This is a genomic window from Mesorhizobium captivum (assembly GCF_033977165.1).
GTDB classification, from domain to species: domain Bacteria; phylum Pseudomonadota; class Alphaproteobacteria; order Rhizobiales; family Rhizobiaceae; genus Mesorhizobium; species Mesorhizobium captivum.
In genome coordinates this window covers 1-22,811 of record NZ_JAVIJB010000002.1, presented here as the reverse complement: position 1 = coordinate 22,811, position 22,811 = coordinate 1, and the positions used below count along the sequence as shown (strand labels likewise).

The window sequence follows — 22,811 nt, the reverse complement described above, 5'->3', positions numbered from 1 at the left end:
ACTTTCGTATTAGGTGCAATGCGAAAGTGGGGGGCGGCATTCAGGTTTGCAGCGCTTCGAGCAGAGCGACGGCGGCCGTCATGTCTCGCTTGCGGACCGAGCGGCGCGCGACCGCTTCGGCATCCTGGCCCCAATGCTCGATCTGCCAGTCCTCATCGACATGGCCGGCGGTCCACGCTTCCTCGCCGTCGAGCTCTCCGAAATCGACGGCTAAAGCGAGCAGAGCCGAGCCCGTCAGTGAGGTCATGACATGGATGGCGGCCAGACGCAGCGGCTCGCTGCGCTGGGCAAGATGGGCGCCAAGCACGGCGATCGTCTCGCGCGGCTGCTCGACATGGATGACGCCTTCGGCAAGATTGAAGCGCGCGCCAAGGCGGCTGCTCGCCCAATCGAGGACCGGGTCCCAGAGCTTGTTTTGCCGATCGACCAGTCCTTGCGGGCCATCGGCGCGGTAGCAGAGCAGGTCCGACGAAGCGAAGCGCAGGACGTCCTCCAGCACCGCTTGCGGATCGCTGGCGACGCCGTCGATGGCGGTGTTGGCAAGCCGCATGACCGGCATGGTGACGGGGTCGATGAGTTCGCTCTGCGCGGAAAACTCGTCAGCCACCAGCGCCGCTGCTCGTTCATTCGGCAGCACCAGCAGCGCCTTTCCAGGCGTGCGGACCGCCCTGCCGTCGAGATGGACGGCAAACCCACCTTCGACCGGCACGACCGAAACCGCCTTGTAGAAACGCTTCGGCAGCGGCGTCTTCATCTGGATCTGGGCGCGGCGCACCGGATCCGGATCGGAAAGCAGCTTTCCAGCTTCGAGGTCTTCGAGGATATCGCGCATGCCGAACTCCTTACACTGTGGGCTGCCTGCGCGCCGGGCGATTGACGATGATCAGCCCGGCGGCGATCAGCGCCAGCGCCAGGAAAATCCTGATCGTCAGCGGCTCGCCCAACAGCACCGCGCCGCACAGAACGCCGAACACCGGTGACAGGAAAGCGAAGCTCGACAAGCCTGCTGCCGGATAGCGCGTCAGCAACCAGAACCACAACACATAGGTGAAGGCGACGACATAGAAAGACTGGAACATCAAAGCCAGTGTCGGCAATGCAGCGAATGCGCGGATCGGCGGTCCGGCAAACGGCATCACCAGGGCACCAACGACGGCGGCGCCCGCCAATTGATAAAGCAAGAGCTTCTCGGCGCTGGTCCCGACCAGCTTCGACCGCTTGATGACAATGCTGGTCAACGCCCAAAGGATGCCAGAGCCGAGACTGAGCAGATCACCCGTCAGCGTCGCGTCCTTGCCGGCGACGATCCCGTCGGAGAACACCGCCAGCAGACCGCAGAAGGCCAGCACGAGACCGCCAAGCTTGCGCGCATTGATGCGCTCGCCGAGCAGGAAGTGGCCGCCGACCAGCACCCAGAAAGGCATAGTGTTGACCAAGAGCGTGTTGCGCGCAACGGTCGTGTACTCCAGCCCGATATAGAGGAACAGGAACTCGACACCGAAGAGCACCCCGACGGCAGCGCCGACGATCAGTGTCCCGTCCGCTTCGAACAGCTTGATGCCGCGCAACCGGCACCAGCCGAGAACGCAGAGACCGCCGAGGATCGAGCGCGCGATCGACACGAACACCGGGTCGTAGCCGGCATAGGAGACCTTGGCGGCGACATAGTTCAACCCCCAGGACAGCGTCAGCCCGACCATCATGGCGGCTGCGGTCATATCGACCGCATCGCGCCGGTCGAGCGTATCGGTGGCGCCACTCAATTGTCGTCCTCGGCGCTCTGCTCGTCGAAGCCGAGCAGGTTCCAGCTCTGGCGCATATGCGGCGGCATCGGCGCTGTGACATCGATGACGCCGTGGTCGGGGTGCGGAATGACGATGCGGCGCGCATGCAGATGCAGGCGGTTCTGAATACCACCCGGGAATTCCCAGTTGGTGTCGGCTTCGAAATATTTAGGGTCGCCGATGATCGGGCAGCCGATATGGGCGGCATGGACGCGGAGCTGATGGGTGCGGCCAGTATAGGGTTCCATCTCCAGCCAGGAGAGCGACTGCGCCGCCTGCTCGACGACGCGATAGTAGGACACGGCATGGTCGGCGCCCTTCTCGCCATGCTTGGCGATACGCACGCGGTCGCCGTCCGGCGTTGGCTCCTTGACCAGCCAGGTCGAGATCTTGTCCTCACGCTTCGGCGGCACGCCCTTGACCAAAGCCCAATAGGTCTTCTTGGTCTCGCGCGCCCGGAACGCTTCCGACAGCTTCATCGCGGCAAGGCGGGTGCGGGCGACGACCAGCACGCCGGAAGTGTCGCGGTCGAGGCGGTGGACGAGGCGCGGCTTCTCGCCTTTCTGGTTGCGCCAGGCTTCCAGCATGTCGTCGACATTGCGGGTGACGCCGGAGCCGCCCTGCACGGCAAGCCCGGCGGGCTTGTTGAAGACGAAAACTTTCGGGTCCTCGTGCAAGAGCATCTTGGCCAGCACATCGGCATCGCCCTGGTTGCGGATCGAGTGGCCGGTGAGCGAGGCATCGCCCTTCTTGTCGACGTCGAGCGGCGGGATGCGGACGGTCTGGCCGGGCTCGAGGCGCGTGTCTGCCTTCACCCGGCCGCCATCGACGCGGACCTGGCCGGAGCGCAAAAGCTTCTGCAGGTGACCGAAGCCGAGGCCCGGATAGTGGACCTTGAACCAGCGGTCGAGCCGCATGCCCGCCTCGCCGGCCTCCACCGTGATTTGTTCAACACCTGCCATGACTTCGCTTTTTTCCGTTTGAAAGCGGGGCCATAGCATTAAGGCAGTGCGGTTGTGAGCCAAAGACCCAAATAACGAACAAAGATCGCGCCAAGGAGCACTTTCGGCGCCGCAAGCGCCGGATGTCTCAGTTGGCGGCTGCCTTCTTGGCCTTGGACGAACCGATCATCTTCCAGTTCTTGTAGAACATGGAATTGATGCGCTCGACGCTCACCGAGACGACGGCGAGAAGGCCGGCGATCAGGCCGGGGAATGGCGATGGGCGGATGATGTCCATGAACACGCAGTAGCGGCGCCCGTCATACTCGTTGACCGAACGGTGAAGCAGGGTGTCGTCGAAAATGTAGAGCGGATTGTCGTGCCAGTAGTTCCTGGCGTTGTTGCACTCGACGAAAATTTCGGCCTTCACCGGCAACAGGTTGTAGAGGATGCGCAGGCTGAGCCGCAGCGGCCCGAAATGCCAGGAAGTCGATTCCTTGCCTCTGAAGACTGAGACCGCGATGGTCTTGATGTATTTGTAGTCCTTGTTGAATTCCGCGACGTTATCGATCTTGTGCTTGCCATACCACTGATAGACGTACATGCCGCGCCGGCCGGTGCCGAAATTGGCGTCGATGTCAGCGATAATCTCGTCCTTGCGAGCCTTAAAGACGTCGAGAACCTCGTTCACCTCACGCTGATAGTCGGCGGGAAACTTCTCCAGCTTCCACACGCCCGGGTTCCGGTAGCAAAGCAAGTCAACCAACAGGTTGAAGGGCGACAGCAGCCAGGTAAAGATGCCGTTGCCGAGGAAATAGCCGCGGAATAACGACAGGTCCTTGTTTGCATTGCGCAGCACGTCGATCAGACCGCAGACGATCCAGATCGTCGTCAGGATCGGGATGAAGTAAAAGCCGAGCGCGAGAAGCGGGACTGCGATTGCGGCCTGACGAAGGGTCTTACGGGTTTGCTTTGTCATAGTCTTTCGCGCGGGAGCGCGATCCTGTTCGCATGAGCCAAATCACGGCGACCCCCGTCGGCCGTGCGCCTTGATAGGATTTTTTGTTTCCCTGCACAATGCTGGCGCGATAACCCCGAGGGTAACTAACAAATATCTGGAGTGTATCACTCCATTTCTGGTCAATGCACGGCCGGCAGACCAAGCTCGTCCCATTTTTCCCGTGGCACGGGATCGCCGACCAGGAACTCGAAGCCGATCACGCTCTCGCCATCCTGCGCCAGCGCGCAGTTGAATTTCAGCGCGTACCAGTTTCTCCGGCTACGGAAGGCTGCGCCGTCGGCCTTGACCGTGGTACCGGCGATCTTTTCCTCGGCCGTCGCATAGGCCACCACGCGATCGGGCTGGAAATCCGCCTTCCATTTGTGGATCTGGTCCATCGCCTCGATATTGCAAAGCTGGGTCATACGCTCGTCGGACGCGAATGTCGCAAGATCGGCCCGGACCTGCCTGCTGCGCGGATCGGCAATCGTCTTGGCCGACAGCATTTCGGTCGCACGGATCATGCTGGGCTGGGCCGGAGGCTTTGCCAGGCTTGGCACGGGCTGCGGTTTTGGTGCTTGCGGCTCCGCAGTGGCTGGGTTCGGTGCCGGCCGGGTCGAACCCTCGAACTGCTGCGACGTCAGGATGTCGACCGACACGCGCTCTTCCTCCAACTGCTTCGGCCATTTGGGCAGTGGCATCAGGGCGAGAGTTGCGGCGAGCAGGGCGTGGAGCGCGGCTGAAGCCGAGATGCCCCATGGCGAAGCTTCGCTGCGAGGCGCCAGGCTCGCCGGGCCGCGCAAGCAGTTACTCCCGCTCTTTGCGCAGCTTTCCCCAATATTCCAGCCGCTTTCGGATATCGCGCTCGAATCCGCGCTCCGGCGGATCGTAGAAAGTGTGGCGGCCCATCTTTTCCGGGAAATAGTCCTGGCCCGAGAAGGCATCCGGCTCGTCGTGGTCGTAGCGGTAGCCGGCGCCGTAATCCTCTTCCTTCATCAGCTTGGTCGGCGCGTTGAGGATGTGTTTCGGTGGCAGCAGCGAGCCGAATTCCTTGGCCGCTAAAGTCGCCGCCTTGAAGGCGGTGTAGACGGCGTTCGACTTCGGGGCGGTGGCGAGATAGACGGTGGCCTCGGCAAAGGCGAGCTCGCCCTCGGGCGAGCCCAGATAGTCATAGGCGTCCTTGGCGGCATTGGCGATGACCAGTGCCTGCGGGTCGGCAAGGCCGATGTCTTCCACCGCCATACGCACCAGCCGGCGCCCGAGATAGAGCGGATCCTCACCGGCATCGAACATGCGGGCAAGGTAATAGAGGGCGGCATCGGGGTCCGAGCCACGCACCGATTTATGCAGCGCCGAGATCAGATTGTAATGACCGTCCTGGCCCTTGTCGTAGATCGGCGCGCGGCGCTGGATGACGCGCTGCAGGCCCTCCGGCCCAAACACCTCGCCGGGCTTGGCGGCGCGCCAGACTTCCTCGGCCAGCGTCAGCGAGGCGCGGCCGTCGCCATCGGCCATGCGGATCAGCATGGCGCGCGCCTCGTCGTCGAGCGGCAGCGCCCTGCCCTCGGTTTCTTCCGCGCGCGCCAGGAGTTTTGCGATGCTCTCCTCGCCCAACGAGCGGAAGACGAGCACGCGCGCACGGGACAGAAGCGCGGCGTTCAGTTCGAAGGACGGGTTTTCGGTGGTGGCGCCGACCAGTACCACCGTGCCGTCTTCCATGACCGGCAAAAAGCCGTCCTGCTGGGCACGGTTGAAGCGATGGATCTCATCGACGAAGAGCAACGTCTGGCGGCCGTTGGAGCGCCTGAGCTTCGCCGCCTCGAACACTTTCTTGAGGTCGGCAACGCCGGAAAACACCGCCGATATCTGCTCGAAGGCAAGGTGGGTTTCACCGGCGAGCAACCGCGCCACCGTCGTCTTGCCGGTGCCGGGCGGGCCCCAGAAGATCATCGAGCCGAGCGTGCCGGAATTGATCAGCCGTGTCAGCGCCCCATCGGGGCCGGTCAGATGCTCCTGGCCGACGACCTCGCCAAGGTTCTTCGGGCGCAACCGGTCGGCCAGCGGCCGGCCGGGCGGCGCCTTCTCCGGTTCATCGGAACTGAACAGGTCAGCCATGCTTGTCTTCTAGTTGGAGCGCGATCCCTGCTCCTTTTGGAGCATGATCTTATCCGAAAACCGGCTCCCACTTTTCGGGATCATGCTCTAAATGGGAAGATCGTCTCAGTAACGCAACACCTGGCGCAGTGTCTGCCCGCCACGCTCGACGGTAAAGCGCCACCAGCGCGTGTCCTGCTGAGCAATCTGTGCCAGCGTCGCCGCCGTGTCGATGCTCGTACCGTTCACTTCGCGCACGATATCGCCTGGTTGGAAGCCGAAATCGGCGGCTGGCGAATCGCGGTTGATGTCAACCACGGTGACGCCCTTCAAATCGGTGCGCAGGCCAAGCCGCTGGGCAAGGCGCGGAGACAGTTCCGCCACCTTGGCACCCGAGAACGGGCTGCGACCGTGCAAAGTGACTTCCGCGGCCTTGGCACCCTCCGGCGCGCGCTCCAAGGCAATCTCAAGCGTCGCCTGCTGGCCCTTGCTCAGCACGGCGAAGGTGGCCTTGGTGCCGATCGACAGCGTCGCCATGCGGTAGTCCAGCGCCTCGATGCTTTCGACCGGGGTGTTGTTGAGCGACAGCACCACGTCGCCCGGCTTGAGCCCGGCCTTGCCGGCCGGGCCGGTTGCATCGACCGAGGAGACCAGCGCGCCAGTCGGCTTTTCCATGCCCAGCGATTCCGCGATCTGCGGCGTCACGGCTTCAAATTCGGCGCCGATATAGGGCCGCTCGAAGAAGTCGAGGCCGGCCTTCGCCGCATCGGCGAAGGCGCGCACCATGTTCGACGGGATGGCGAAGCCGATGCCGATCGAGCCGCCGCTGCGGCTGTAGATAGCCGTATTGATGCCGACCAGCTGGCCGCCCATGTTGATCAGCGCGCCGCCGGAATTGCCGGGATTGATGGCGGCATCGGTCTGGATGAAGTAGCCGGAATCCGAAACGCCGATATGGCTGCGGGCAAGCGCGGAAACAATGCCGCTGGTGGTGGTCTGGCCGACGCCGAACGGATTGCCGATGGCGAGCAACAGATCGCCGACCTCGAGCGCGTCGGAATCGCCGATGGCGATCACCGGGAACGGCTTGTCGGCCGAGATCTTGAGCACGGCGAGATCGAGCGTCTCGTCCTTGAGCATCACCTTGCTGGTGAACTCGCGCCCGTCGGCGGTCGCGACCTTCACTTCGTCGGCGTTCTTGATGACGTGATAATTGGTGACGATGACGCCGCTCGGATCGACCAGAACGCCGGAGCCCAGCGAAGACTGCGCACGCGGCTGGGCGCGGCCGAAGAATTCCTCGAAAAAGGGATCGCCCTCGAAGGGCGAGGTCACTTTGGCGGTCTGCGAGGCATAGACATTGACCACGGCCGGTGCCGTCTGCTTGACCAGCGGCGCGAAGGAAAGCTGCACCTCCTCACGGCCGAACGGCACGCGCTTGTCTGGCCCGGAGGTGGCGTTCTCGCCTTCGACGCCGTGCAGAAGATCGGTCAGGACGTCGGAGAGACCGGGATCGGCCGGTTTGGCGGCGTCCTCAGCCAATGCCTGTCTGACGCTAGGTGCCGCGGCGAAAGCGGCGAGCGCGCAAACTGCAATGAGAAACAGCCGTTTGAGGTGCATTCCGAATCCTCCAGATCAGGCGCCATTGTCCCGACGATTGTGCAGAATGAAAGGCTAATGCACGGAAATCAGGCACTTGTCGCGCAAAAGCATGAGCCTGCGTGCGAAAACCCGCTCGCTCCGAGGCTCCGCCTCGAAATGCAAAAGGGGCCCGCAGGCCCCTCGCAGTCACTTCCGAAAACCGAGGCCTCAGGCGGCCGCGGCTTCCTCGTTGCCGCCTTCGGCCTCGAGACGGGCGCGGTCAGCGGCGCCCTTGGCCGAGGTGTCGCGGTCGACGAACTCGATGACCGCCATCGCGGCGTTGTCGCCCTTGCGGAAGCCCGCCTTCATGATGCGCAGGTAGCCGCCGTTGCGGGTGGCATAGCGCGGGGCGATGGTTTCGAACAGGCGCTTGACGACGCCTTCATTGCCGATCTGCGCGATCACCTGGCGGCGGGCGTGCAGGTCGCCGCGCTTGCCGAGCGTCACCAGCTTCTCGACGATCGGACGCAGGTCCTTCGCCTTCGGCAGGGTGGTGACGATCTGCTCGTGCTCGATCAGAGACACGGCGAGGTTGGCGAACATCGACTTGCGGTGGCTTACGCTGCGGGCGAAGCGACGGCCTTTGAAACCGTGGCGCATGGCTCTTTTCCTTCTTCAGTTGTTCAAGAGGCCACGGCCTCTGATGGTTTTCCGCATGACCGTCGGATCGAGCGGCTCACGCCGCCGATCCTTGGAATTCATGCTCAATATTGGTCTTCGTAACGCTTGGCGAGGTCTTCGATGTTTTCCGGCGGCCAGTCCGGCACTTCCATGCCGAGGTGCAAGCCCATCGCAGCCAGCACTTCCTTGATCTCGTTCAGCGACTTGCGGCCGAAGTTCGGGGTGCGCAGCATCTCGGCTTCGGTCTTCTGAATCAGATCGCCGATATAGACGATGTTGTCGTTCTTCAGGCAGTTGGCCGAACGCACCGAAAGCTCGAGTTCGTCGACCTTCTTGAGCAGCGCCGGGTTGAAGGCGAGCTCGGTGACGGCCTCGGTGGCGACTTCCTTCTGCGGCTCGTCGAAGTTGACGAACAGGCTGAGCTGGTCCTGCAGGATGCGGGCAGCGAAAGCCACCGCGTCCTCGCCCGAGATCGAACCGTCGGTCTCGATCGTCATGGTCAGCTTGTCATAGTCCAGAACCTGGCCCTCACGGGTGTTCTCGACCTTGTAGGAGACCTTCTTGACCGGCGAGTAGAGGCTGTCGACCGGGATCAGGCCGATCGGCGCGTCCTCGGCGCGATTGCGCTCGGCCGGCACATAGCCCTTGCCGGTGTCAACGGTGAACTCCATGCGGATCTCGGCACCCTCGTCCAGCGTGCAGATGACGTGGTCGGGGTTGAGGATCTCGACGTCGCCGACGGTCTGGATGTCGCCAGCCAGCACGGCGCCCGGACCCTGCTTGCGCACGACCATGCGCTTGGGGCCATCGCCTTCCATGCGGATGGCGATTTCCTTGATGTTGAGCACGATGTCGGTCACGTCCTCGCGCACACCGGCGATGGACGAGAATTCATGCAGCACACCGTCGATCTGCACGGCGGTGACGGCCGCGCCGCGCAGCGAAGACAGAAGCACGCGCCGCAGCGCGTTGCCGAGGGTGAGGCCGAAGCCGCGCTCGAGCGGCTCGGCCACCAGCGTGGTCAGCGTCTTCTTCTTCGACGAGAACTCGATCTTGTTCGGCTTGATCAGTTCCTGCCAATTTTTCTGGATCATGTTGTCTTCCTTCCTTTGACCCGCCACCATCCAATCGTGGCGGGCAGCCTGGAATTGCCGCGGAGGAGCGCTTCGGCGCTCGCGCGGCGTTTTCTAGATTAGACGCGACGCTTCTTGCGCGGGCGGCAGCCATTGTGCGGGATCGGCGTCACATCACGGATCGAGGTAATGGTGAAGCCGGCAGCCTGCAGGGCACGCAGCGCCGATTCGCGACCGGAGCCGGGTCCGCAGACCTCGACCTCGAGCATGCGCATGCCGTGTTCCTGGGCCTTCTTGGCGACGTCCTCGGCGGCCATCTGGGCCGCGAACGGGGTCGACTTGCGCGAACCCTTGAAGCCCTGAGCACCGGCCGACGACCAGGCAATCGAATTGCCCTGCGCGTCGGTGATGGTGATCATGGTGTTGTTGAAGGTCGAATTGACGTGGGCAACGCCCGACGAAATGTTCTTGCGTTCGCGACGGCGAACACGAGCGGCTTCCTTGGCCATTGTAGTCCTTTCAGTTGATCTCTACACCGCCGTAATGCCAGCGGCTCCACCTTTGGAAGCGAGTAGTGAGTAGGGAATAGCGAATAGGGCCCCCTACTCGCTAATGGCTACTCGCTATTCGCTCAATTACTTCTTCTTGCCGGCGATCGCCTTGGCCGGGCCCTTGCGGGTGCGCGCATTGGTATGCGTGCGCTGACCGCGGACCGGCAGCGAGCGTCGGTGACGCAAGCCGCGGTAGCAGCCGAGGTCCATGAGCCGCTTGATGTTCATCGAGACTTCGCGGCGCAGGTCGCCTTCGACCTGATAGTCGCGGTCGATCGTCTCGCGGATCTGCAGCACTTCCGCGTCGGTCAACTGATTGACGCGGCGGTCTGCCGGGATGCCGACCTTGTCGACGATCTCCTGGGCAAACTTCTTGCCGATGCCGTGAATGTATTGAAGCGCGATGACGACGCGCTTGTTGGTCGGAATGTTGACGCCGGCTATACGAGCCATTTCTTCTCATCTCCATATGGGCCGGCCAAGCCGGCGCTATCTAAGTTGCCCCGCGTCCGGTGGAGGCCGGCCCTTGCGGGAGTTTCCTGGTTCAAAACGACTGCCCTGCCCTTGCGGGCAAGCAAAGTCCATGCCTGACAGGAAGACGGGCCGCCATACCCCAACGGCTCCTTCCAGTCAAGCGCAATCGTTACTTGTCGGAACGGCCTACTTCGCCGTCGCCGCGAGCACCTTCTCGATCTCCGTCGTCACCGCGTCGATGCTGGCCATGCCGTCGACGGTTCTCAGCCTGCCTTTGGCATAGTAATAGCCGGTCAGCGGCGCCGTCTTCTTGTAATATTCGCGCAGGCGCTCCTCGAACACAGCCGGATTGTCGTCCTTGCGCACCGGCTGGCCGGCGGCCTTGGCGTCCTCGGCGCGCTTGACGATGCGCCCGACCAGCGCCTTGTCGTCGACGACGAGCTCGATGACACTGTCGAGCGCGATGTTGCGCTCACCAAGCATCGCTTCGACGGCGTCGGCCTGCACCAGCGTGCGCGGATATCCGTCGAGGATGAAGCCCCTGGCGCAGTCGGGCTGGTCGATCCGCTCGGCGACGATCGCGTTGACGATCGCGTCGGACACCAGCTCGCCGGCATCCATCACCGCCTTGGCGCGCTTGCCGACCTCGGTTCCGGCCTGGACGGCGGCACGCAGCATGTCACCCGTGGAAAGCTGGGGTATGCCGTGTTTTTCTACCAGTCTCTGTGCTTGCGTCCCCTTGCCCGCTCCTGGCGGCCCAAGCAATATCAGCCTCATCTGCTCCTCTTACCCCCGCGCAACTTCGACTTCTTGATCAGGCCCTCATACTGGTGCGCGATCAGGTGACCCTGAATCTGCGCCACCGTGTCGAGCGTGACACTGACCACGATCAGAAGCGATGTGCCACCGAGGTAGAAAGGTACGCCAGTCGCTGAAATCAGGAACTCAGGCAATAGACACACCAGCACCAGGTAGATGGCGCCGATGACGGTGATACGCGTCAGAACAAAGTCGATATATTCGGCCGTGCGCTCGCCCGGCCGATAGCCCGGGATGAAGCCGGAATGCTTCTTGAGCTGGTCGGCCGTGTCCTTCGGATTGAAGACGATCGCTGTGTAGAAGAAGGCGAAGAAGATGATCATCGCCGCATAGAACGCCATGTAGAGCGGCTGGCCGTGGCCGAGGGACGCCAGAACCGTGCTTGCCCAGGCCGGCAGGTTGGTCGTCTGCGAGAAGCCGGCGACCGTTGCCGGCAGGAGCAGCAGCGAGGACGCGAAGATCGGCGGGATGACGCCCGAGGTGTTGAGCTTCAGCGGCAGGTGCGAGGTATCGCCCTGGAACATGCGGTTGCCGACCTGCCGCTTCGGATACTGGATGAGCAGGCGCCGCTGGGCACGCTCGAAGAACACGATGACCGCAATGACGACGATGGCGAGAACGATGATCGCCAGGATGAGGCCCGTGGACAGCGCACCTGTTCGGCCGAGTTCCAGCGTGCCGGAAATCGCGCGCGGCAGGCCGGCGACGATGCCCGAGAAGATGATCAGCGAAATGCCGTTGCCGATGCCGCGCGCGGTGATCTGCTCGCCGAGCCACATCAGGAACATGGTGCCGCCGACCAGCGTGACGACGGTCGAGATGCGGAAGAACATGCCGGGATCGTTGACGATGCCGTTGCCGCCCTCGAGGCCGATCGAAATGCCGTAGGCCTGCACCAAGGCAAGCAGCACGGTGCCGTAGCGCGTGTATTGGTTGATGATCTTGCGGCCCTGCTCGCCTTCCTTCTTCAGCGCCTCCAGCGAGGGGATGACCGAGGTCATCAGCTGCATGATGATGGAGGCGGAGATGTAGGGCATGATGCCGAGCGCGAAGATCGCCATGCGCTGCACGGCACCGCCGGCAAACATGTTGAACATGCCGAGCACGCCTTTGCTCTGCGAGGAGAAGGCCTGCGCGAAAGCGTCGGGATTGATGCCGGGAAGCGGGATGTAGGTGCCGAGGCGATAGACGAGCAGCGCGCCGATGGTGAACCAGATGCGCTTCTTCAGATCCTCGGCCTTGGCGAAGGCCGCAAAATTCAGATTGGAGGCTAGTTGTTCAGCAGCCGAAGCCATGCCTGATTCTCCGCTAGGTCACGCTCGATGCCCGCAGCTCAGGCGGCGCGTGTCACCGAAGCTCACGAGATAAGCTCCGGACCGTAAACATGCAAGCGGCCGCGTTGACGCGGCCGCCCAATTGATCAGATCGAAACGCGGTTCGCCGGCAAAAACGAAATCATTCCCGCCGGCCGCGCTTCAAATCGCCGTTACTCGGCGGCGGCCGCTTCCGGCAGCTTCACCGAACCGCCGGCCTTCTCGATCTTCTCGATCGCCGCCTTGGAGGCGCCGGCGACGTCGAAGCTGAGCTTGGCCTTAAGCTCGCCGTCGGAGAGCACGCGCACGCCGTCCTTGGCGCGGCGGATGACGCCGGCGGCGATCAGGGTCTCGGCCGTCACGGTCGCCTTGGCGTCGAGCTTCTTGGCGTCGACTGCGGCCTGGATGCGGGCGAGCGACACGACAGTGAAGCTCTTGCCGAACAGATTGTTGAAGCCGCGCTTCGGCAGGCGACGGTAGAGCGGCATCTGGCCGCCCTCGAAGCCGTTGATGGCGACGCCGGAGCGCGCCTTCTGGCCCTTGACGCCGCGACCCGCTGTCTTGCCCGAGCCGGAGCCGATGCCGCGACCGAGGCGCTTCTTGGAGTGCGTGGCGCCGTCCTTGTCACGCAGATCGTTGAGTTTCATCTTCGTTCTCCTGCGGTTCCGGTCAGGCCTCGTCCACGACGCGGACGAGATGCTGGACGGCGGCGATCATGCCGCGCACGGAAGGGGTGTCTTCCAGAGTGCGCCGCTTGTGCATCTTGTTGAGGCCGAGGCCGACCAGCGTCGCGCGCTGCTCCTTCGGCCGGCGGATCGGCGAACCGATCTGCTCGACGGTGATGGTCTTGGTAGCTTTCTTGGCCATGGTCGAAATCCCTGGTCAGCGTCGACTATTCTTCAGTCGCAACGGCGGTGCCGCGGCGGGCCTGAAGGGTCGAGTACTTGATGCCGCGTGCAGCAGCCACATCCTTCGGATGCATCTGGCTCTTCAGCGCGTCGAAGGTGGCGCGAACCATGTTGTACGGGTTCGACGAACCCATCGACTTGGCGACCACGTCGTGCATGCCGAGCGTCTCGAAGACGGCGCGCATCGGGCCGCCGGCGATGATGCCGGTACCCTGCTTGGCGGCGCGCAGCAGCACGCGTCCGGCGCCCCAGCGACCCTCGACGTCGTGATGCAGCGTGCGGCCCGAGCGCAGCGGCACGAAGATCATGTCGCGCTTGGCCGACTCGGTCGCCTTGCGGATCGCCTCCGGCACTTCGCGCGCCTTGCCGTGGCCGAAGCCGACGCGGCCCTTCTGGTCGCCGACGACGACGAGCGCGGCAAAGCCGAAACGACGGCCGCCCTTCACCACCTTGGCGACGCGGTTGATGTGGACGAGCTTGTCCACCATGCCGTCGTCGCGCTCTTCGCGATCGCGGCCGCGGCCGCCTTCCCTACGTTCCTGTGCCATATCCTAGTCCTTGTTCTTTTCCGGAAGCACGGGTTGCTGAAATGCCGGCGCCTCTATGGGTCGCCGGCGGCGAAAAATCATTTCTTCCTTTGCATGATCCTATCCGAAAAGTCTGCAACTTTTCGGGACCATGCTTAGAAGCTCAGGCCACCCTCGCGGGCAGCCTCGGCCAGCGCCTTGACGCGGCCGTGATAGATGTAGGCACCACGATCGAAGACGACTTCCTTGACGCCGGCCTTCGTGGCGCGCTCGGCGATCAACTTGCCGACAGCAGCAGCGGCCGCGGTGTCGGCGCCGGTCTTGAGCGAACCCTTGAGATCCTTCTCCAGCGTCGATGCGGCGGCCAGCGTGCGGCCCTTCGCGTCGTCGATGACCTGGACGTAGATGTTCTTCGAGGTGCGGTGCACCGAGAGACGCGGACGCTCGCCGGCGACCTTCTTGAGCTGGCGGCGTACGCGCTGCGCGCGGCGTTGGGTGGTTTCCTTGGGGCTTGCCATAATGTCAGTTCCTTGCCTTCAGAAAACGGGGGCAACCTCGTGCGGTAGGCCGATGCCTCCCGCGGCCGCTCCCCGCGGCGTTACACTTCTCCGGCTTGGTCCTTTCCGAAAAGTCTGCAACTTTTCGGGACCAAGCCTATTACTTCTTCTTGCCTTCCTTGCGCACGATCCGCTCGTCGGCGTAGCGCACGCCCTTGCCCTTGTAGGGCTCCGGACCGCGATATTCGCGGATCTCGGCGGCGACCTGACCGACCTGCTGCTTGTCGATGCCGGAGACCGTGATTTCGGTCGGCTTCGGCACCGAGATCGTGATGCCCTGCGGCGTCTCATAGACCACGTCGTGGCTGAAGCCGAGCGCGAGCTGCAGGTTCTTGCCCTGCATGGCGGCGCGATAGCCGACGCCGGTGATCTCGAGCTTCTTCTCGAAGCCGTCCTTGACGCCCTGCAGGATGTTGACGATCTGCGTGCGCGACATGCCCCACTTGGAACGGGCGGTCTTCGACTGGTCGCGCGGCTCGACAGCGATCTCGCTGCCTTCCATCTTGACCAGCACTTCGTCGTTCACCACGAACTTCAGCTCGCCCTTGGGGCCCTTCGCCGTCACGGTCTGGCCGTTGACGGTCGCGGTCACGCCCTGCGGCAGCGAAACGGGTTTCTTTCCGATACGAGACATTGTTGTCTCCTCTTTCCTTAACTGCTGTGAATGGTGAATGGTGAAATGGTGAAAGGCGCGGTCAAAGTCCGTGCAGTTTCACCATCCACTATTCACCATTGACCATTCACCCCTAGAAGATCTGGCAGAGGATCTCGCCGCCGACGTTCTGCTCGCGTGCCTCGTGATCGGCCATGACGCCCTTCGGCGTCGAAAGGATGGCGATGCCGAGGCCGTTGGCGACGTGCGGGATCGACTTGGCCGAGACATAGACGCGGCGGCCAGGCTTCGAGACGCGCTCGATCTCGCGCACGACCGGCGCGCCGTCGAAATACTTCAGCTCGATCTCGATTTCCGACTTGCCGTTGTCGAAGTCGGTCTGGCTGTAGTCGCGGATATAGCCTTCCGACTTCAGCACTTCGAGGACGCGGGCGCGCAGACGCGAGGCCGGGGTCGAGACGCTCGACTTCTTGCGGCCGTAAGCGTTGCGGATGCGGGTCAGCATATCGCCGAGAGGATCGCTCAATGACATCTCAGTGTCTCCTTACCAGCTCGACTTGACCAGGCCCGGGATCTGGCCGTTGTTGCCCAGATCGCGAAGCGCGATACGCGATACTTTGAGCTTGCGATAGTAGGCGCGCGGGCGGCCGGTGACTTCGCAGCGGTTGCGGATGCGGATCTTGGCCGAGTTGCGCGGCAGCGCCGAAAGCTTCAACTGGGCGCGAAAACGCTCTTCCATCGGCTTGGACTGATCCATGACGATGTCCTTGAGCGCCTTGCGCTTGGCGGCGTACTGGTCGGCGAGCTTGCGGCGCCGGTTGTTCTTCTCGACTGAGCTGGTCTTTGCCATTTCAGATTTTTCCTTTTTCGCTGCCGTTACTGGCGGAAGGGGAAGTTGAAGGCCTTGAGCAGCGCCCTGGCCTCGTCGTCCGTCTTCGCCGTCGTACAAACGATGACGTCCATGCCCCAGACCTGATCAACCTTGTCGTAGTTGATCTCCGGGAACACGATGTGTTCCTTGATGCCCATGGCGTAGTTGCCACGGCCGTCAAAGCTCTTCGGGTTCAGCCCGCGGAAGTCGCGGACGCGCGGCAGCGCGATGTTCACGAGGCGGTCGAGGAACTCGTACATGCGTTCCTTGCGCAGCGTGACCTTGGCGCCGATCGGCATGTTCTCGCGCACCTTGAAGCCGGCAATCGAGTTGCGGGCGCGGGTGACGACAGCCTTCTGACCGGCGATCAGCGCGAGGTCTTCGGCCGCGACCGAAGGCTTCTTGGAATCGCCGGTCGCCTCGCCGACGCCCATGTTCAGCACGATCTTGTCGATGCGCGGAACCTGCATCTCGTTGTCGTAGCCGAACTGCTCCTGCAACGCCTTACGGATGGTCTCCTGGTAGACCTTCTTGAGGCGCGGCTCGTTCTTGGCAGCCGCCTGCTTGGTTTCAGCCTTAGCCATTGATGACTTCTCCCGAACGCTTGGCGACGCGCACCTTCTTGCCGTCCTTCTGGATGGTGAAGCCGACGCGGGTCGGCTTGCCGTCCTTGGGGTCGGCCAGCGCGATGTTCGATAGGTGGATCGGCGCTTCCTTGGTGATGATCCCGCCCTCTTGGGACTGGGTCTGCTTCTGGTGACGGCGAATGAGGTTCACGCCGCGCACGAGCGCGGTGTCTTCCTTCGGCTGCACCGACAGGACTTCGCCCGAACGGCCCTTGTCCTTGCCGGCAAGCACGACAACCTTGTCGCCTTTTCTGATCTTTTGCATTGGTCCGGCTCCTTACAGCACTTCGGGCGCGAGCGAGATGATCTTCATGTGGTTCTTGGCGCGAAGCTCGCGCGGAACCGGCCCGAAGATACGCGTGCCGATCGGCTCTTTCTTGTTGTCGACGAGAACGGCCGCGTTCTTGTCGAAACGGATCACGCTGCCGTCCGGGCGGCGGATGTCCTTGGCCGTGCGAACCACGACCGCCTTCATCACATCGCCTTTCTTCACGCGGCCGCGCGGGATGGCTTCCTTGATCGACACCACGATGATGTCGCCGACGGAGGCATACTTCCGCTTCGAGCCGCCCAGCACCTTGATGCACATGACACGACGGGCGCCGGAGTTGTCCGCGACGTCGAGGTTTGTTTGCATCTGAATCATGACTGGCCGCCTTCTTCTTTTCTAACGGGACGGGTTCTTCACCCCTCCCCGGTCTGTCCAAAATTCGTTTGTTTTACGCCTGGTCCGACGTGACGACGATCCAGCGCTTGTCCTTCGAAATCGGCTTCGATTCCTGGATGAACACCTGGTCGCCGACCTTGTGGGCGTTGTTCTCGTCATGCGCCTTGTACTTCTTGGTCAGGCGCACGGTCTTCTTCATCACGGGATGCGTGAAGCGCCGCTCGACCTTGACGACGACCGTCTTCTCGTTCTTGTCGCTGACGACGGTGCCCTGCAGGATGCGCTTTGGCATGGTCTTAACCCTTCTTGGCCGCGGCTTTTTCCGCGGCGATGGTCTTGATACGCGCGATGTCCCTGCGGACCTGCTTCACGCGCGCGGTCTTCTCGAGCTGGCCGGTGGCCTTCTGGAAGCGCAGGTTGAACTGCTCCTTCTTCAGGCTGGCCAGGTCGTCGGTCAGCTGATCCTGGGTCTTGGTCCGGATGTCTTCGGCTTTCATGTCGGCCCGTCCTTATTCTGCGATGCGCTGTACGAAGCGCGTCTTGACCGAGAGCTTGGCGGCGCCGAGACGCAGCGCCTCACGCGCGGTCTCTTCGCTGACGCCGTCGATCTCGAACATGATGCGGCCAGGCTTGACGCGCGCCGCCCAATAGTCGACGGCGCCCTTGCCTTTACCCATGCGCACTTCGGTCGGCTTCGAGGTGACCGGCAGATCCGGGAACACCCGGATCCAGACGCGGCCGGCGCGCTTCATCTCGCGGGTGATCGCGCGGCGGGCCGCCTCGATCTCGCGCGCGGTGACGCGGTTCGGCTCAAGCGCCTTCAGCCCGAAACCGCCGAAATCCAGATTGGTGCCGCCCTTGGCGGTACCGTGGATACGGCCCTTGAACTGCTTGCGGAACTTTGTGCGCTTTGGCTGCAGCATCGTTCTAACTCCAAATTCTCAAATGTCTCAGGCGTTCTCGCGACGACGACCGCGCTCGCGCTCGCCGGTGCCACCTGCGTGATCGCCTTCCGTGGCGCGACGCTCGGAGGCCATCGGGTCGTGCTCGAGGATCTCGCCCTTGAACACCCACACCTTGACGCCGCAGATCCCGTAAGCCGTTTGCGCCTCGGCCGTGCCGTAGTCGACATCGGCGCGCAGCGTGTGCAGCGGCACGCGGCCTTCGCGGTACCACTCCATGCGCGCGATCTCGGCGCCGCCGAGACGACCGCCGCAGTTGATGCGGATGCCTTCGGCGCCGAGACGCATGGCCGACTGAACGGCACGCTTCATGGCGCGGCGGAACGCGATGCGGCGCTCCAGCTGCTGGGCGATCGACTGGGCGATCAGCGTGGCGTCGATTTCCGGCTTGCGCACTTCAACGATGTTGAGGTGCGTCTCGGACTTCGTCATCTCCATCAGCTTCTTGCGAAGCTTCTCGATGTCGGCGCCCTTCTTGCCGATGATCAGGCCCGGACGCGCGGCGTGGATGGTGACGCGGCACTTCTTGTGCGGACGCTCGATCACGACCTTGGAGATCGCGGCCTGCTTGAGTTCCTTCTCAAGATACTTGCGGATCTTGATGTCCTCATGCAGCAGCTGGCCGTACTCGCCGGTGTTCGCGAACCAGCGCGAATCCCAGGTGCGGTTGATGCCGAGACGCAGCCCGATCGGATTGACTTTCTGGCCCATTATGCGGCCTCCCCTTTTTCCTCGACTTCACGAACGACGATCGTGAGGTGCGAGAACGGCTTCTCGATACGGCTTGCGCGACCGCGGCCACGAGCGTGGAACCGCTTCATGACGATCGACTTGCCGACATAGGCTTCCGACACGATCAGCGCATCGACATCGAGGTCGTGATTGTTTTCCGCGTTGGCGATCGCCGATTCCAGCGTCTTCTTGACCGTGCCGGAAATCCGCTTGGCCGAGAATTCGAGGTCGGAGAGCGCGGTCGCGACCTTCTTGCCGCGGATCAGCGCGGCAACCAGGTTCAGCTTCTGCGGGCTGATACGGATCGTGCGCAGCACGGCGCGCGCCTCGTTGTCAGCAAGCCTGCGCGGAGCTTTGGCCTTGCCCATGATTATTTCCTCTTCGCCTTCTTATCCGCGCCATGACCGTAATAGGTCCGGGTCGGAGCGAATTCACCGAACTTGTGACCGACCATGTCCTCGTTCACGGAGACCGGGACATGCTTCTGGCCGTTGTAGACACCGAAGGTGAAGCCGACGAACTGCGGCAGGATGGTGGAGCGACGGCTCCACATCTTGATCACCTCATTGCGACCGCCTTCACGAACCTTGTCCACCTTCTTGAGAAGGTAGCCGTCGATGAAGGGGCCTTTCCAAATCGAACGAGTCACTTGGCGTTACCTCTTCTTAGCTCTTGCGCTGATGGCGCGAGCGCACGATGAACTTGTCGGTCGCCTTGTTGGACCGCGTCTTCTTGCCCTTGGTCGGCTTGCCCCAGGGCGAAACCGGATGACGGCCACCCGAGGTGCGGCCTTCACCGCCGCCGTGCGGATGATCGACCGGGTTCATGGCCACGCCGCGATTGTGCGGGCGTTTTCCCCGCCACACCGTACGGCCGGCCTTGCCGTCGTTGATGTTGCCGTGGTCGGGGTTCGACACGGCGCCGACGGTGGCCATGCAGGAGCCGTGCACGACGCGCTGCTCACCCGAGTTGAGGCGCAGGATCGCCATGCCCTGGTCGCGGCCGACGAGCTGGGCGTAGCCGCCCGCCGAACGGGCGACCTGGCCGCCCTTGCCCGGCTTCAGCTCGATGTTGTGGACGATCGTGCCGACCGGCATCGAGGCCAGCGGCATCGCGTTGCCCGGCTTCACGTCGACCGCTTCGCCGGCCACGATCTTGTCGCCGGCGGCCAGACGCTGCGGCGCCAGGATGTAGGACAGCTCGCCGTCGTCATACTTGATCAGCGCGATGAAGGCGGTGCGGTTCGGATCGTATTCGATACGCTCCACCGTGCCGACGACGTCGTACTTCTTACGCTTGAAGTCGATGATGCGGTACGAACGCTTGTGACCGCCGCCGATGAAGCGGGCCGTGATGCGGCCGTAGTTGTTGCGGCCGCCCGACTTGGTCAGGCCTTCGGTCAGCCCCTTGACGGGCTTGCCCTTGTAGAGGCCCGAGCGGTCGACGATGACCAACTGGCGGGTGCTCGGCGTTACCGGGTTGAATTTCTTGAGTGCCATTGTCCTGTCCTCGCGGCCTTGCTCAGAGACCCGTCGCGACGTCGATCGACTGGCCGTCGGCCAGCGTCACAACCGCCTTCTTGACGTCGCCCTGGCGGCCAACCGTGCCGCGGAAGCGCTTGATCTTGCCCTTGCGGACGAGCGTGTTCACGGCCATCACCTTGACGCCGAAGAGCGCTTCGACGGCGGCCTTGATTTCCGGCTTCGACGCCTTCTTGGCGACGTTGAAGACGACCTGGTTCTGCTCGGAAGCCATGGTCGACTTTTCAGTGATCGCCGGCGAGACGATCACGTCGTAGTGACGAAGGTCGGTCATTTGAAGCGCTCCTCGAGAGCCTCGACGGCGGCCTTGGAAAGGACCAGCGTGCCGCGGCGCAGAATGTCGTAGACGTTGATGCCCTGGATGGGCAGCACGTCGATGTTCGGAATGTTGGTCGCCGCCAGCTTGAAGTTCTGGTCGAGCTCGGCGCCGCCGATCACCAGGGCGTTGGTCAGCCCCAGCGTCTCGAGGCTAGCTGCCAGCGCCTTGGTCTTGGCTTCGGCGAGCTTCAGCTCGTCGACGATGATCAACGAGGCGCTCTTGGCCTTGGCCGAGAGAGCATGCTTCAAGCCCAGCGCGCGAACCTTCTTCGGCAGCTCGTGCTCATGGCTGCGCACGACCGGGCCGTGCGCCTTGCCGCCGCCGCGGAACTGCGGAGCGCGAGCCGAATGGTGACGGGCGCGGCCCGTACCCTTCTGCTTGTACATCTTGGCGCCGGTGCGCGCGATCTCGGCGCGGCCCTTGGCCTTGTGCGTGCCCTGCTGCTTCTTGGCGAGCTGCCAGCGCACGACGCGCTGCAGGATGTCCTCGCGCGGATCAAGGCCGAAAATCTCCTCGGAGAGTTTCACCTTGCCGGCGTCCTTGCCGCCGAGCGTTGTGATCTTGAGGTCCATTATTCAGCTCCCTCAGTGGCCGAGGCGTCGTTCTTGGCGACAGCGGCAGCGCGGATTGCGGCAGGCTTCGGCGCGTTGGCGGGCAACGCAACCTTGGCCGCATCACGGACCAGGATCCAGGCGCCCTTGACGCCGGGAACGGCGCCACGGATCAGGATCAGGCCGCGGTCGGCATCGGTCGAGACGACCTCCACATTCTGCGTGGTGACGCGGACGTCGCCCATGTGGCCGGCCATCTTCTTGCCCTTGAACACCTTGCCGGGGTCCTGGCGCTGACCGGTCGAACCGTGCGTGCGGTGCGAGACCGAGTTACCGTGCGTGGCGCGGCCGCCACCCATGTTGTGCCGCTTGATCACGCCCTGGAAACCCTTGCCGGTCGAGGTGCCGGTCACGTCGACCTTCTGGCCGGCGACGAAGTGCTCGACGGTGATCTCGGCGCCGACGTCGATCATGTTGTCGGCGGAGACGCGGAACTCGGCGAGCTTCGCCTTGGGCTCGACGGAGGCAGCAGCGAAATGGCCACGCATCGCCTTCGACGTGTTCTTCACCTTGGCAAGGCCAACGCCGAGCTGGACGGCGGTGTAGCCGTTCTTCTCCTGCGTGCGCTGCGCCACGACCTGGCAGTTCTCCATCTGGAGAACGGTGACGGGAACGTGTTCCCCGGCATCGTTGTAGATGCGGGTCATTCCCACCTTCTTTGCAATCACACCTGAACGCATCGGTTCAATTCCTTTAGAGTTCCCTGTCGGGGCTAGCGCCCCTCCACGCCTCTTGTTCCTTCAGAGTTCCGGGTCGCCCCGCCCTCTTGTTCCTTAGAGCTTGATCTCGACGTCGACACCGGCGGCCAGATCTAGCTTCATCAGAGCATCGACCGTCTGCGGGGTCGGATCGACGATGTCGAGCAGCCGCTTGTGGGTGCGCATCTCGAACTGCTCACGGCTCTTCTTGTCGACGTGAGGCGACCGGTTGACCGTGAACTTTTCGATCCGCGTCGGCAGCGGAATGGGGCCGCGGACGTTGGCGCCGGTGCGCTTGGCGGTCGACACGATTTCGCGCGTCGAGGCGTCGAGCACCCGGTGGTCAAACGCCTTAAGGCGGATGCGGATATTCTGTCCGTTCATGCGTCAATTCCTTGTTCTGGCGCGGCGCGGGCACCCCGCGCCCGCGACAGATCGTTTCGGTCCAATTACTCTTTGATGGTGACGACGATGCCGGCACCGACGGTGCGGCCGCCTTCACGGATGGCGAAGCGCAGCTTCTCTTCCATCGCGATCGGCACGATCAGCTCGACGTCGACGGTGATGTTGTCGCCGGGCATCACCATCTCGGTGCCGGCCGGCAGCGTCACGATGCCCGTCACGTCGGTGGTGCGGAAGTAGAACTGCGGACGATAGTTGGTGAAGAACGGCGTGTGACGGCCGCCTTCGTCCTTGGTCAGGATGTAGGCTTCGGCAACGAACTTCTTGTGCGGCTTCACCGAGCCCGGCTTGGCCAGAACCTGGCCGCGCTCGACGCCCTCGCGATCGATGCCGCGCAGAAGCGCGCCGATGTTGTCGCCGGCCTGGCCCTGGTCGAGCAGCTTGCGGAACATTTCCACGCCCGTGC

The 22,811-nt window shown here is 63.3% G+C and carries 35 protein-coding genes; all 35 read right to left on the bottom strand.

The features are described 5' to 3' along the window. Window positions 1–40: 40 nt before the first annotated feature. A complete protein-coding gene (locus RFM40_RS02145; protein ID WP_320277054.1) occupies window positions 41–832 on the bottom strand; it encodes an ATP12 family chaperone protein in 792 nt (263 codons plus the stop codon). 10 nt (window positions 833–842) lie between these two features. Further along, complete coding sequence (locus RFM40_RS02140) at window positions 843–1,718, bottom strand: DMT family transporter (protein WP_320226046.1); 876 nt, start codon at window positions 1,716–1,718, stop codon at window positions 843–845. Window positions 1,719–1,759: 41 nt separating this feature from the next. Then, on the bottom strand, window positions 1,760–2,746 hold the full coding sequence (locus RFM40_RS02135; protein ID WP_320226033.1) for an RluA family pseudouridine synthase: 987 nt from the start codon (window positions 2,744–2,746) through the stop codon (window positions 1,760–1,762). A 127-nt stretch (window positions 2,747–2,873) separates the two neighbouring features. Then, window positions 2,874–3,704, bottom strand: a complete 831-nt coding sequence (locus RFM40_RS02130) for an aspartyl/asparaginyl beta-hydroxylase domain-containing protein (protein ID WP_320226034.1) — start codon at window positions 3,702–3,704, stop codon at window positions 2,874–2,876. A 161-nt stretch (window positions 3,705–3,865) separates the two neighbouring features. After that, on the bottom strand, window positions 3,866–4,528 hold the full coding sequence (locus RFM40_RS02125) for a DUF930 domain-containing protein (protein WP_320226035.1): 663 nt from the start codon (window positions 4,526–4,528) through the stop codon (window positions 3,866–3,868). Window positions 4,529–4,532: 4 nt separating this feature from the next. Continuing rightward, window positions 4,533–5,840 (bottom strand): replication-associated recombination protein A, encoded by a 1,308-nt coding sequence (locus tag RFM40_RS02120; protein WP_320226036.1) that lies wholly within the window; start codon window positions 5,838–5,840, stop codon window positions 4,533–4,535. Between the two features lie 105 nt (window positions 5,841–5,945). Beyond that, window positions 5,946–7,439: a DegQ family serine endoprotease gene (locus RFM40_RS02115; RefSeq protein WP_320226037.1), complete on the bottom strand. Its 1,494-nt coding sequence runs from the start codon at window positions 7,437–7,439 to the stop codon at window positions 5,946–5,948. A gap of 189 nt (window positions 7,440–7,628) precedes the next feature. Then, window positions 7,629–8,060 carry a 50S ribosomal protein L17 gene (gene rplQ, locus RFM40_RS02110; RefSeq protein ID WP_278202605.1) on the bottom strand — a complete coding sequence of 144 codons (432 nt, stop codon included), beginning with the start codon at window positions 8,058–8,060 and terminating at the stop codon, window positions 7,629–7,631. Window positions 8,061–8,164: 104 nt separating this feature from the next. Further along, entirely contained in the window at window positions 8,165–9,175 is a 1,011-nt protein-coding gene (locus RFM40_RS02105) for a DNA-directed RNA polymerase subunit alpha (protein WP_059188661.1), read from the bottom strand. Between the two features lie 98 nt (window positions 9,176–9,273). Further along, window positions 9,274–9,663: a 30S ribosomal protein S11 gene (gene rpsK, locus RFM40_RS02100; RefSeq protein ID WP_006205444.1), complete on the bottom strand. Its 390-nt coding sequence runs from the start codon at window positions 9,661–9,663 to the stop codon at window positions 9,274–9,276. A 126-nt stretch (window positions 9,664–9,789) separates the two neighbouring features. Further along, window positions 9,790–10,158 carry a 30S ribosomal protein S13 gene (gene rpsM, locus RFM40_RS02095; RefSeq protein ID WP_027170351.1) on the bottom strand — a complete coding sequence of 123 codons (369 nt, stop codon included), beginning with the start codon at window positions 10,156–10,158 and terminating at the stop codon, window positions 9,790–9,792. Between the two features lie 207 nt (window positions 10,159–10,365). After that, on the bottom strand, window positions 10,366–10,956 hold the full coding sequence (locus RFM40_RS02090; protein WP_320226038.1) for an adenylate kinase: 591 nt from the start codon (window positions 10,954–10,956) through the stop codon (window positions 10,366–10,368). After that, window positions 10,953–12,293, bottom strand: coding sequence for a preprotein translocase subunit SecY (secY, locus tag RFM40_RS02085; protein WP_320226039.1), 1,341 nt, complete (start codon window positions 12,291–12,293; stop codon window positions 10,953–10,955). Before secY ends, RFM40_RS02090 begins: the two co-directional genes overlap by 4 nt. Before the next feature lie 191 nt (window positions 12,294–12,484). Next, complete coding sequence (rplO, locus tag RFM40_RS02080) at window positions 12,485–12,958, bottom strand: 50S ribosomal protein L15 (protein WP_320220606.1); 474 nt, start codon at window positions 12,956–12,958, stop codon at window positions 12,485–12,487. 22 nt (window positions 12,959–12,980) lie between these two features. Next, a complete protein-coding gene (gene rpmD / locus RFM40_RS02075; RefSeq protein ID WP_027170355.1) occupies window positions 12,981–13,178 on the bottom strand; it encodes a 50S ribosomal protein L30 in 198 nt (65 codons plus the stop codon). A gap of 25 nt (window positions 13,179–13,203) precedes the next feature. Continuing rightward, entirely contained in the window at window positions 13,204–13,767 is a 564-nt protein-coding gene (gene rpsE, locus RFM40_RS02070) for a 30S ribosomal protein S5 (protein ID WP_320226040.1), read from the bottom strand. 134 nt (window positions 13,768–13,901) lie between these two features. Beyond that, on the bottom strand, window positions 13,902–14,264 hold the full coding sequence (gene rplR, locus RFM40_RS02065; RefSeq protein WP_126100240.1) for a 50S ribosomal protein L18: 363 nt from the start codon (window positions 14,262–14,264) through the stop codon (window positions 13,902–13,904). 139 nt (window positions 14,265–14,403) lie between these two features. Next, window positions 14,404–14,937 (bottom strand): 50S ribosomal protein L6, encoded by a 534-nt coding sequence (rplF, locus tag RFM40_RS02060; RefSeq protein WP_126084111.1) that lies wholly within the window; start codon window positions 14,935–14,937, stop codon window positions 14,404–14,406. Window positions 14,938–15,049: 112 nt separating this feature from the next. After that, window positions 15,050–15,448, bottom strand: coding sequence for a 30S ribosomal protein S8 (rpsH, locus tag RFM40_RS02055; protein WP_126084112.1), 399 nt, complete (start codon window positions 15,446–15,448; stop codon window positions 15,050–15,052). A 12-nt stretch (window positions 15,449–15,460) separates the two neighbouring features. Then, on the bottom strand, window positions 15,461–15,766 hold the full coding sequence (gene rpsN / locus RFM40_RS02050) for a 30S ribosomal protein S14 (RefSeq protein ID WP_320220609.1): 306 nt from the start codon (window positions 15,764–15,766) through the stop codon (window positions 15,461–15,463). A 26-nt stretch (window positions 15,767–15,792) separates the two neighbouring features. Beyond that, on the bottom strand, window positions 15,793–16,371 hold the full coding sequence (gene rplE / locus RFM40_RS02045) for a 50S ribosomal protein L5 (protein WP_095777622.1): 579 nt from the start codon (window positions 16,369–16,371) through the stop codon (window positions 15,793–15,795). Then, window positions 16,364–16,678, bottom strand: a complete 315-nt coding sequence (gene rplX, locus RFM40_RS02040; RefSeq protein WP_126054440.1) for a 50S ribosomal protein L24 — start codon at window positions 16,676–16,678, stop codon at window positions 16,364–16,366. Before rplX ends, rplE begins: the two co-directional genes overlap by 8 nt. A 12-nt stretch (window positions 16,679–16,690) precedes the next feature. Then, window positions 16,691–17,059, bottom strand: coding sequence for a 50S ribosomal protein L14 (rplN, locus tag RFM40_RS02035; protein WP_006205457.1), 369 nt, complete (start codon window positions 17,057–17,059; stop codon window positions 16,691–16,693). A 73-nt stretch (window positions 17,060–17,132) separates the two neighbouring features. Continuing rightward, on the bottom strand, window positions 17,133–17,372 hold the full coding sequence (gene rpsQ / locus RFM40_RS02030) for a 30S ribosomal protein S17 (protein ID WP_059188492.1): 240 nt from the start codon (window positions 17,370–17,372) through the stop codon (window positions 17,133–17,135). A gap of 4 nt (window positions 17,373–17,376) precedes the next feature. Continuing rightward, complete coding sequence (rpmC, locus tag RFM40_RS02025; protein WP_095807484.1) at window positions 17,377–17,577, bottom strand: 50S ribosomal protein L29; 201 nt, start codon at window positions 17,575–17,577, stop codon at window positions 17,377–17,379. Window positions 17,578–17,589: 12 nt separating this feature from the next. Then, complete coding sequence (gene rplP, locus RFM40_RS02020; protein WP_027170364.1) at window positions 17,590–18,003, bottom strand: 50S ribosomal protein L16; 414 nt, start codon at window positions 18,001–18,003, stop codon at window positions 17,590–17,592. A 27-nt stretch (window positions 18,004–18,030) separates the two neighbouring features. Continuing rightward, entirely contained in the window at window positions 18,031–18,753 is a 723-nt protein-coding gene (gene rpsC, locus RFM40_RS02015) for a 30S ribosomal protein S3 (RefSeq protein ID WP_320226041.1), read from the bottom strand. Further along, window positions 18,753–19,142, bottom strand: coding sequence for a 50S ribosomal protein L22 (gene rplV / locus RFM40_RS02010; protein ID WP_066989594.1), 390 nt, complete (start codon window positions 19,140–19,142; stop codon window positions 18,753–18,755). The genes rpsC and rplV overlap by 1 nt, the downstream gene beginning before the upstream one ends. A gap of 2 nt (window positions 19,143–19,144) precedes the next feature. Beyond that, window positions 19,145–19,423: a 30S ribosomal protein S19 gene (gene rpsS / locus RFM40_RS02005; RefSeq protein ID WP_006205463.1), complete on the bottom strand. Its 279-nt coding sequence runs from the start codon at window positions 19,421–19,423 to the stop codon at window positions 19,145–19,147. A 16-nt stretch (window positions 19,424–19,439) separates the two neighbouring features. Continuing rightward, window positions 19,440–20,273 carry a 50S ribosomal protein L2 gene (rplB, locus tag RFM40_RS02000; protein ID WP_040970375.1) on the bottom strand — a complete coding sequence of 278 codons (834 nt, stop codon included), beginning with the start codon at window positions 20,271–20,273 and terminating at the stop codon, window positions 19,440–19,442. A gap of 22 nt (window positions 20,274–20,295) precedes the next feature. Then, a complete protein-coding gene (locus tag RFM40_RS01995; protein ID WP_059188488.1) occupies window positions 20,296–20,589 on the bottom strand; it encodes a 50S ribosomal protein L23 in 294 nt (97 codons plus the stop codon). After that, window positions 20,586–21,206: a 50S ribosomal protein L4 gene (gene rplD / locus RFM40_RS01990; RefSeq protein ID WP_126094109.1), complete on the bottom strand. Its 621-nt coding sequence runs from the start codon at window positions 21,204–21,206 to the stop codon at window positions 20,586–20,588. The genes RFM40_RS01995 and rplD overlap by 4 nt, the downstream gene beginning before the upstream one ends. Beyond that, on the bottom strand, window positions 21,206–21,925 hold the full coding sequence (gene rplC, locus RFM40_RS01985) for a 50S ribosomal protein L3 (RefSeq protein WP_320220626.1): 720 nt from the start codon (window positions 21,923–21,925) through the stop codon (window positions 21,206–21,208). Before rplC ends, rplD begins: the two co-directional genes overlap by 1 nt. Window positions 21,926–22,018: 93 nt before the next feature. Next, window positions 22,019–22,327, bottom strand: coding sequence for a 30S ribosomal protein S10 (rpsJ, locus tag RFM40_RS01980; protein ID WP_006205468.1), 309 nt, complete (start codon window positions 22,325–22,327; stop codon window positions 22,019–22,021). A gap of 65 nt (window positions 22,328–22,392) precedes the next feature. Next, on the bottom strand, window positions 22,393–22,811 hold a 419-nt coding region (locus tag RFM40_RS01975; RefSeq protein ID WP_488259955.1), incomplete at its 5' end, for an EF-Tu C-terminal domain-related protein.

Bases quoted from the DNA above. Each gene is read 5' to 3' on its own strand.
- rplC (WP_320220626.1), bottom strand. From the start codon at position 21,925: ATGCGTTCAGGTGTGATTGCAAAGAAGGTGGGAATGACCCGCATCTAC.
- rpsM (WP_027170351.1), bottom strand. From the start codon at position 10,158: ATGGCTCGTATAGCCGGCGTCAACATTCCGACCAACAAGCGCGTCGTC.
- RFM40_RS02140 (WP_320226046.1), bottom strand. From the start codon at position 1,718: ATGACCGCAGCCGCCATGATGGTCGGGCTGACGCTGTCCTGGGGGTTG.
- RFM40_RS02115 (WP_320226037.1), bottom strand. From the start codon at position 7,439: ATGCACCTCAAACGGCTGTTTCTCATTGCAGTTTGCGCGCTCGCCGCT.
- rplO (WP_320220606.1), bottom strand. From the start codon at position 12,958: ATGAAACTCAACGATCTGCGTGACAAGGACGGCGCCACGCACTCCAAG.
- RFM40_RS02130 (WP_320226034.1), bottom strand. From the start codon at position 3,704: ATGACAAAGCAAACCCGTAAGACCCTTCGTCAGGCCGCAATCGCAGTC.
- rpsE (WP_320226040.1), bottom strand. From the start codon at position 13,767: ATGGCACAGGAACGTAGGGAAGGCGGCCGCGGCCGCGATCGCGAAGAG.
- rplF (WP_126084111.1), bottom strand. From the start codon at position 14,937: ATGTCTCGTATCGGAAAGAAACCCGTTTCGCTGCCGCAGGGCGTGACC.
- rplQ (WP_278202605.1), bottom strand. From the start codon at position 8,060: ATGCGCCACGGTTTCAAAGGCCGTCGCTTCGCCCGCAGCGTAAGCCAC.
- rplV (WP_066989594.1), bottom strand. From the start codon at position 19,142: ATGGGCAAGGCCAAAGCTCCGCGCAGGCTTGCTGACAACGAGGCGCGC.
- rplD (WP_126094109.1), bottom strand. From the start codon at position 21,206: ATGGACCTCAAGATCACAACGCTCGGCGGCAAGGACGCCGGCAAGGTG.
- rplR (WP_126100240.1), bottom strand. From the start codon at position 14,264: ATGGCAAGCCCCAAGGAAACCACCCAACGCCGCGCGCAGCGCGTACGC.
- rpsN (WP_320220609.1), bottom strand. From the start codon at position 15,766: ATGGCAAAGACCAGCTCAGTCGAGAAGAACAACCGGCGCCGCAAGCTC.
- rpsJ (WP_006205468.1), bottom strand. From the start codon at position 22,327: ATGAACGGACAGAATATCCGCATCCGCCTTAAGGCGTTTGACCACCGG.
- rpsC (WP_320226041.1), bottom strand. From the start codon at position 18,753: ATGGGCCAGAAAGTCAATCCGATCGGGCTGCGTCTCGGCATCAACCGC.
- rpmD (WP_027170355.1), bottom strand. From the start codon at position 13,178: ATGGCCAAGAAAGCTACCAAGACCATCACCGTCGAGCAGATCGGTTCG.
- rpsQ (WP_059188492.1), bottom strand. From the start codon at position 17,372: ATGCCAAAGCGCATCCTGCAGGGCACCGTCGTCAGCGACAAGAACGAG.
- RFM40_RS02145 (WP_320277054.1), bottom strand. From the start codon at position 832: ATGCGCGATATCCTCGAAGACCTCGAAGCTGGAAAGCTGCTTTCCGAT.
- RFM40_RS02105 (WP_059188661.1), bottom strand. From the start codon at position 9,175: ATGATCCAGAAAAATTGGCAGGAACTGATCAAGCCGAACAAGATCGAG.
- rplP (WP_027170364.1), bottom strand. From the start codon at position 18,003: ATGCTGCAGCCAAAGCGCACAAAGTTCCGCAAGCAGTTCAAGGGCCGT.
- RFM40_RS01995 (WP_059188488.1), bottom strand. From the start codon at position 20,589: ATGACCGACCTTCGTCACTACGACGTGATCGTCTCGCCGGCGATCACT.
- RFM40_RS02135 (WP_320226033.1), bottom strand. From the start codon at position 2,746: ATGGCAGGTGTTGAACAAATCACGGTGGAGGCCGGCGAGGCGGGCATG.
- rplX (WP_126054440.1), bottom strand. From the start codon at position 16,678: ATGCAAAAGATCAGAAAAGGCGACAAGGTTGTCGTGCTTGCCGGCAAG.
- RFM40_RS02090 (WP_320226038.1), bottom strand. From the start codon at position 10,956: ATGAGGCTGATATTGCTTGGGCCGCCAGGAGCGGGCAAGGGGACGCAA.
- secY (WP_320226039.1), bottom strand. From the start codon at position 12,293: ATGGCTTCGGCTGCTGAACAACTAGCCTCCAATCTGAATTTTGCGGCC.
- rplB (WP_040970375.1), bottom strand. From the start codon at position 20,273: ATGGCACTCAAGAAATTCAACCCGGTAACGCCGAGCACCCGCCAGTTG.
- rpsK (WP_006205444.1), bottom strand. From the start codon at position 9,663: ATGGCCAAGGAAGCCGCTCGTGTTCGCCGTCGCGAACGCAAGAACATT.
- rpmC (WP_095807484.1), bottom strand. From the start codon at position 17,577: ATGAAAGCCGAAGACATCCGGACCAAGACCCAGGATCAGCTGACCGAC.
- RFM40_RS02120 (WP_320226036.1), bottom strand. From the start codon at position 5,840: ATGGCTGACCTGTTCAGTTCCGATGAACCGGAGAAGGCGCCGCCCGGC.
- rplN (WP_006205457.1), bottom strand. From the start codon at position 17,059: ATGATTCAGATGCAAACAAACCTCGACGTCGCGGACAACTCCGGCGCC.
- rplE (WP_095777622.1), bottom strand. From the start codon at position 16,371: ATGGCTAAGGCTGAAACCAAGCAGGCGGCTGCCAAGAACGAGCCGCGC.
- rpsH (WP_126084112.1), bottom strand. From the start codon at position 15,448: ATGTCATTGAGCGATCCTCTCGGCGATATGCTGACCCGCATCCGCAAC.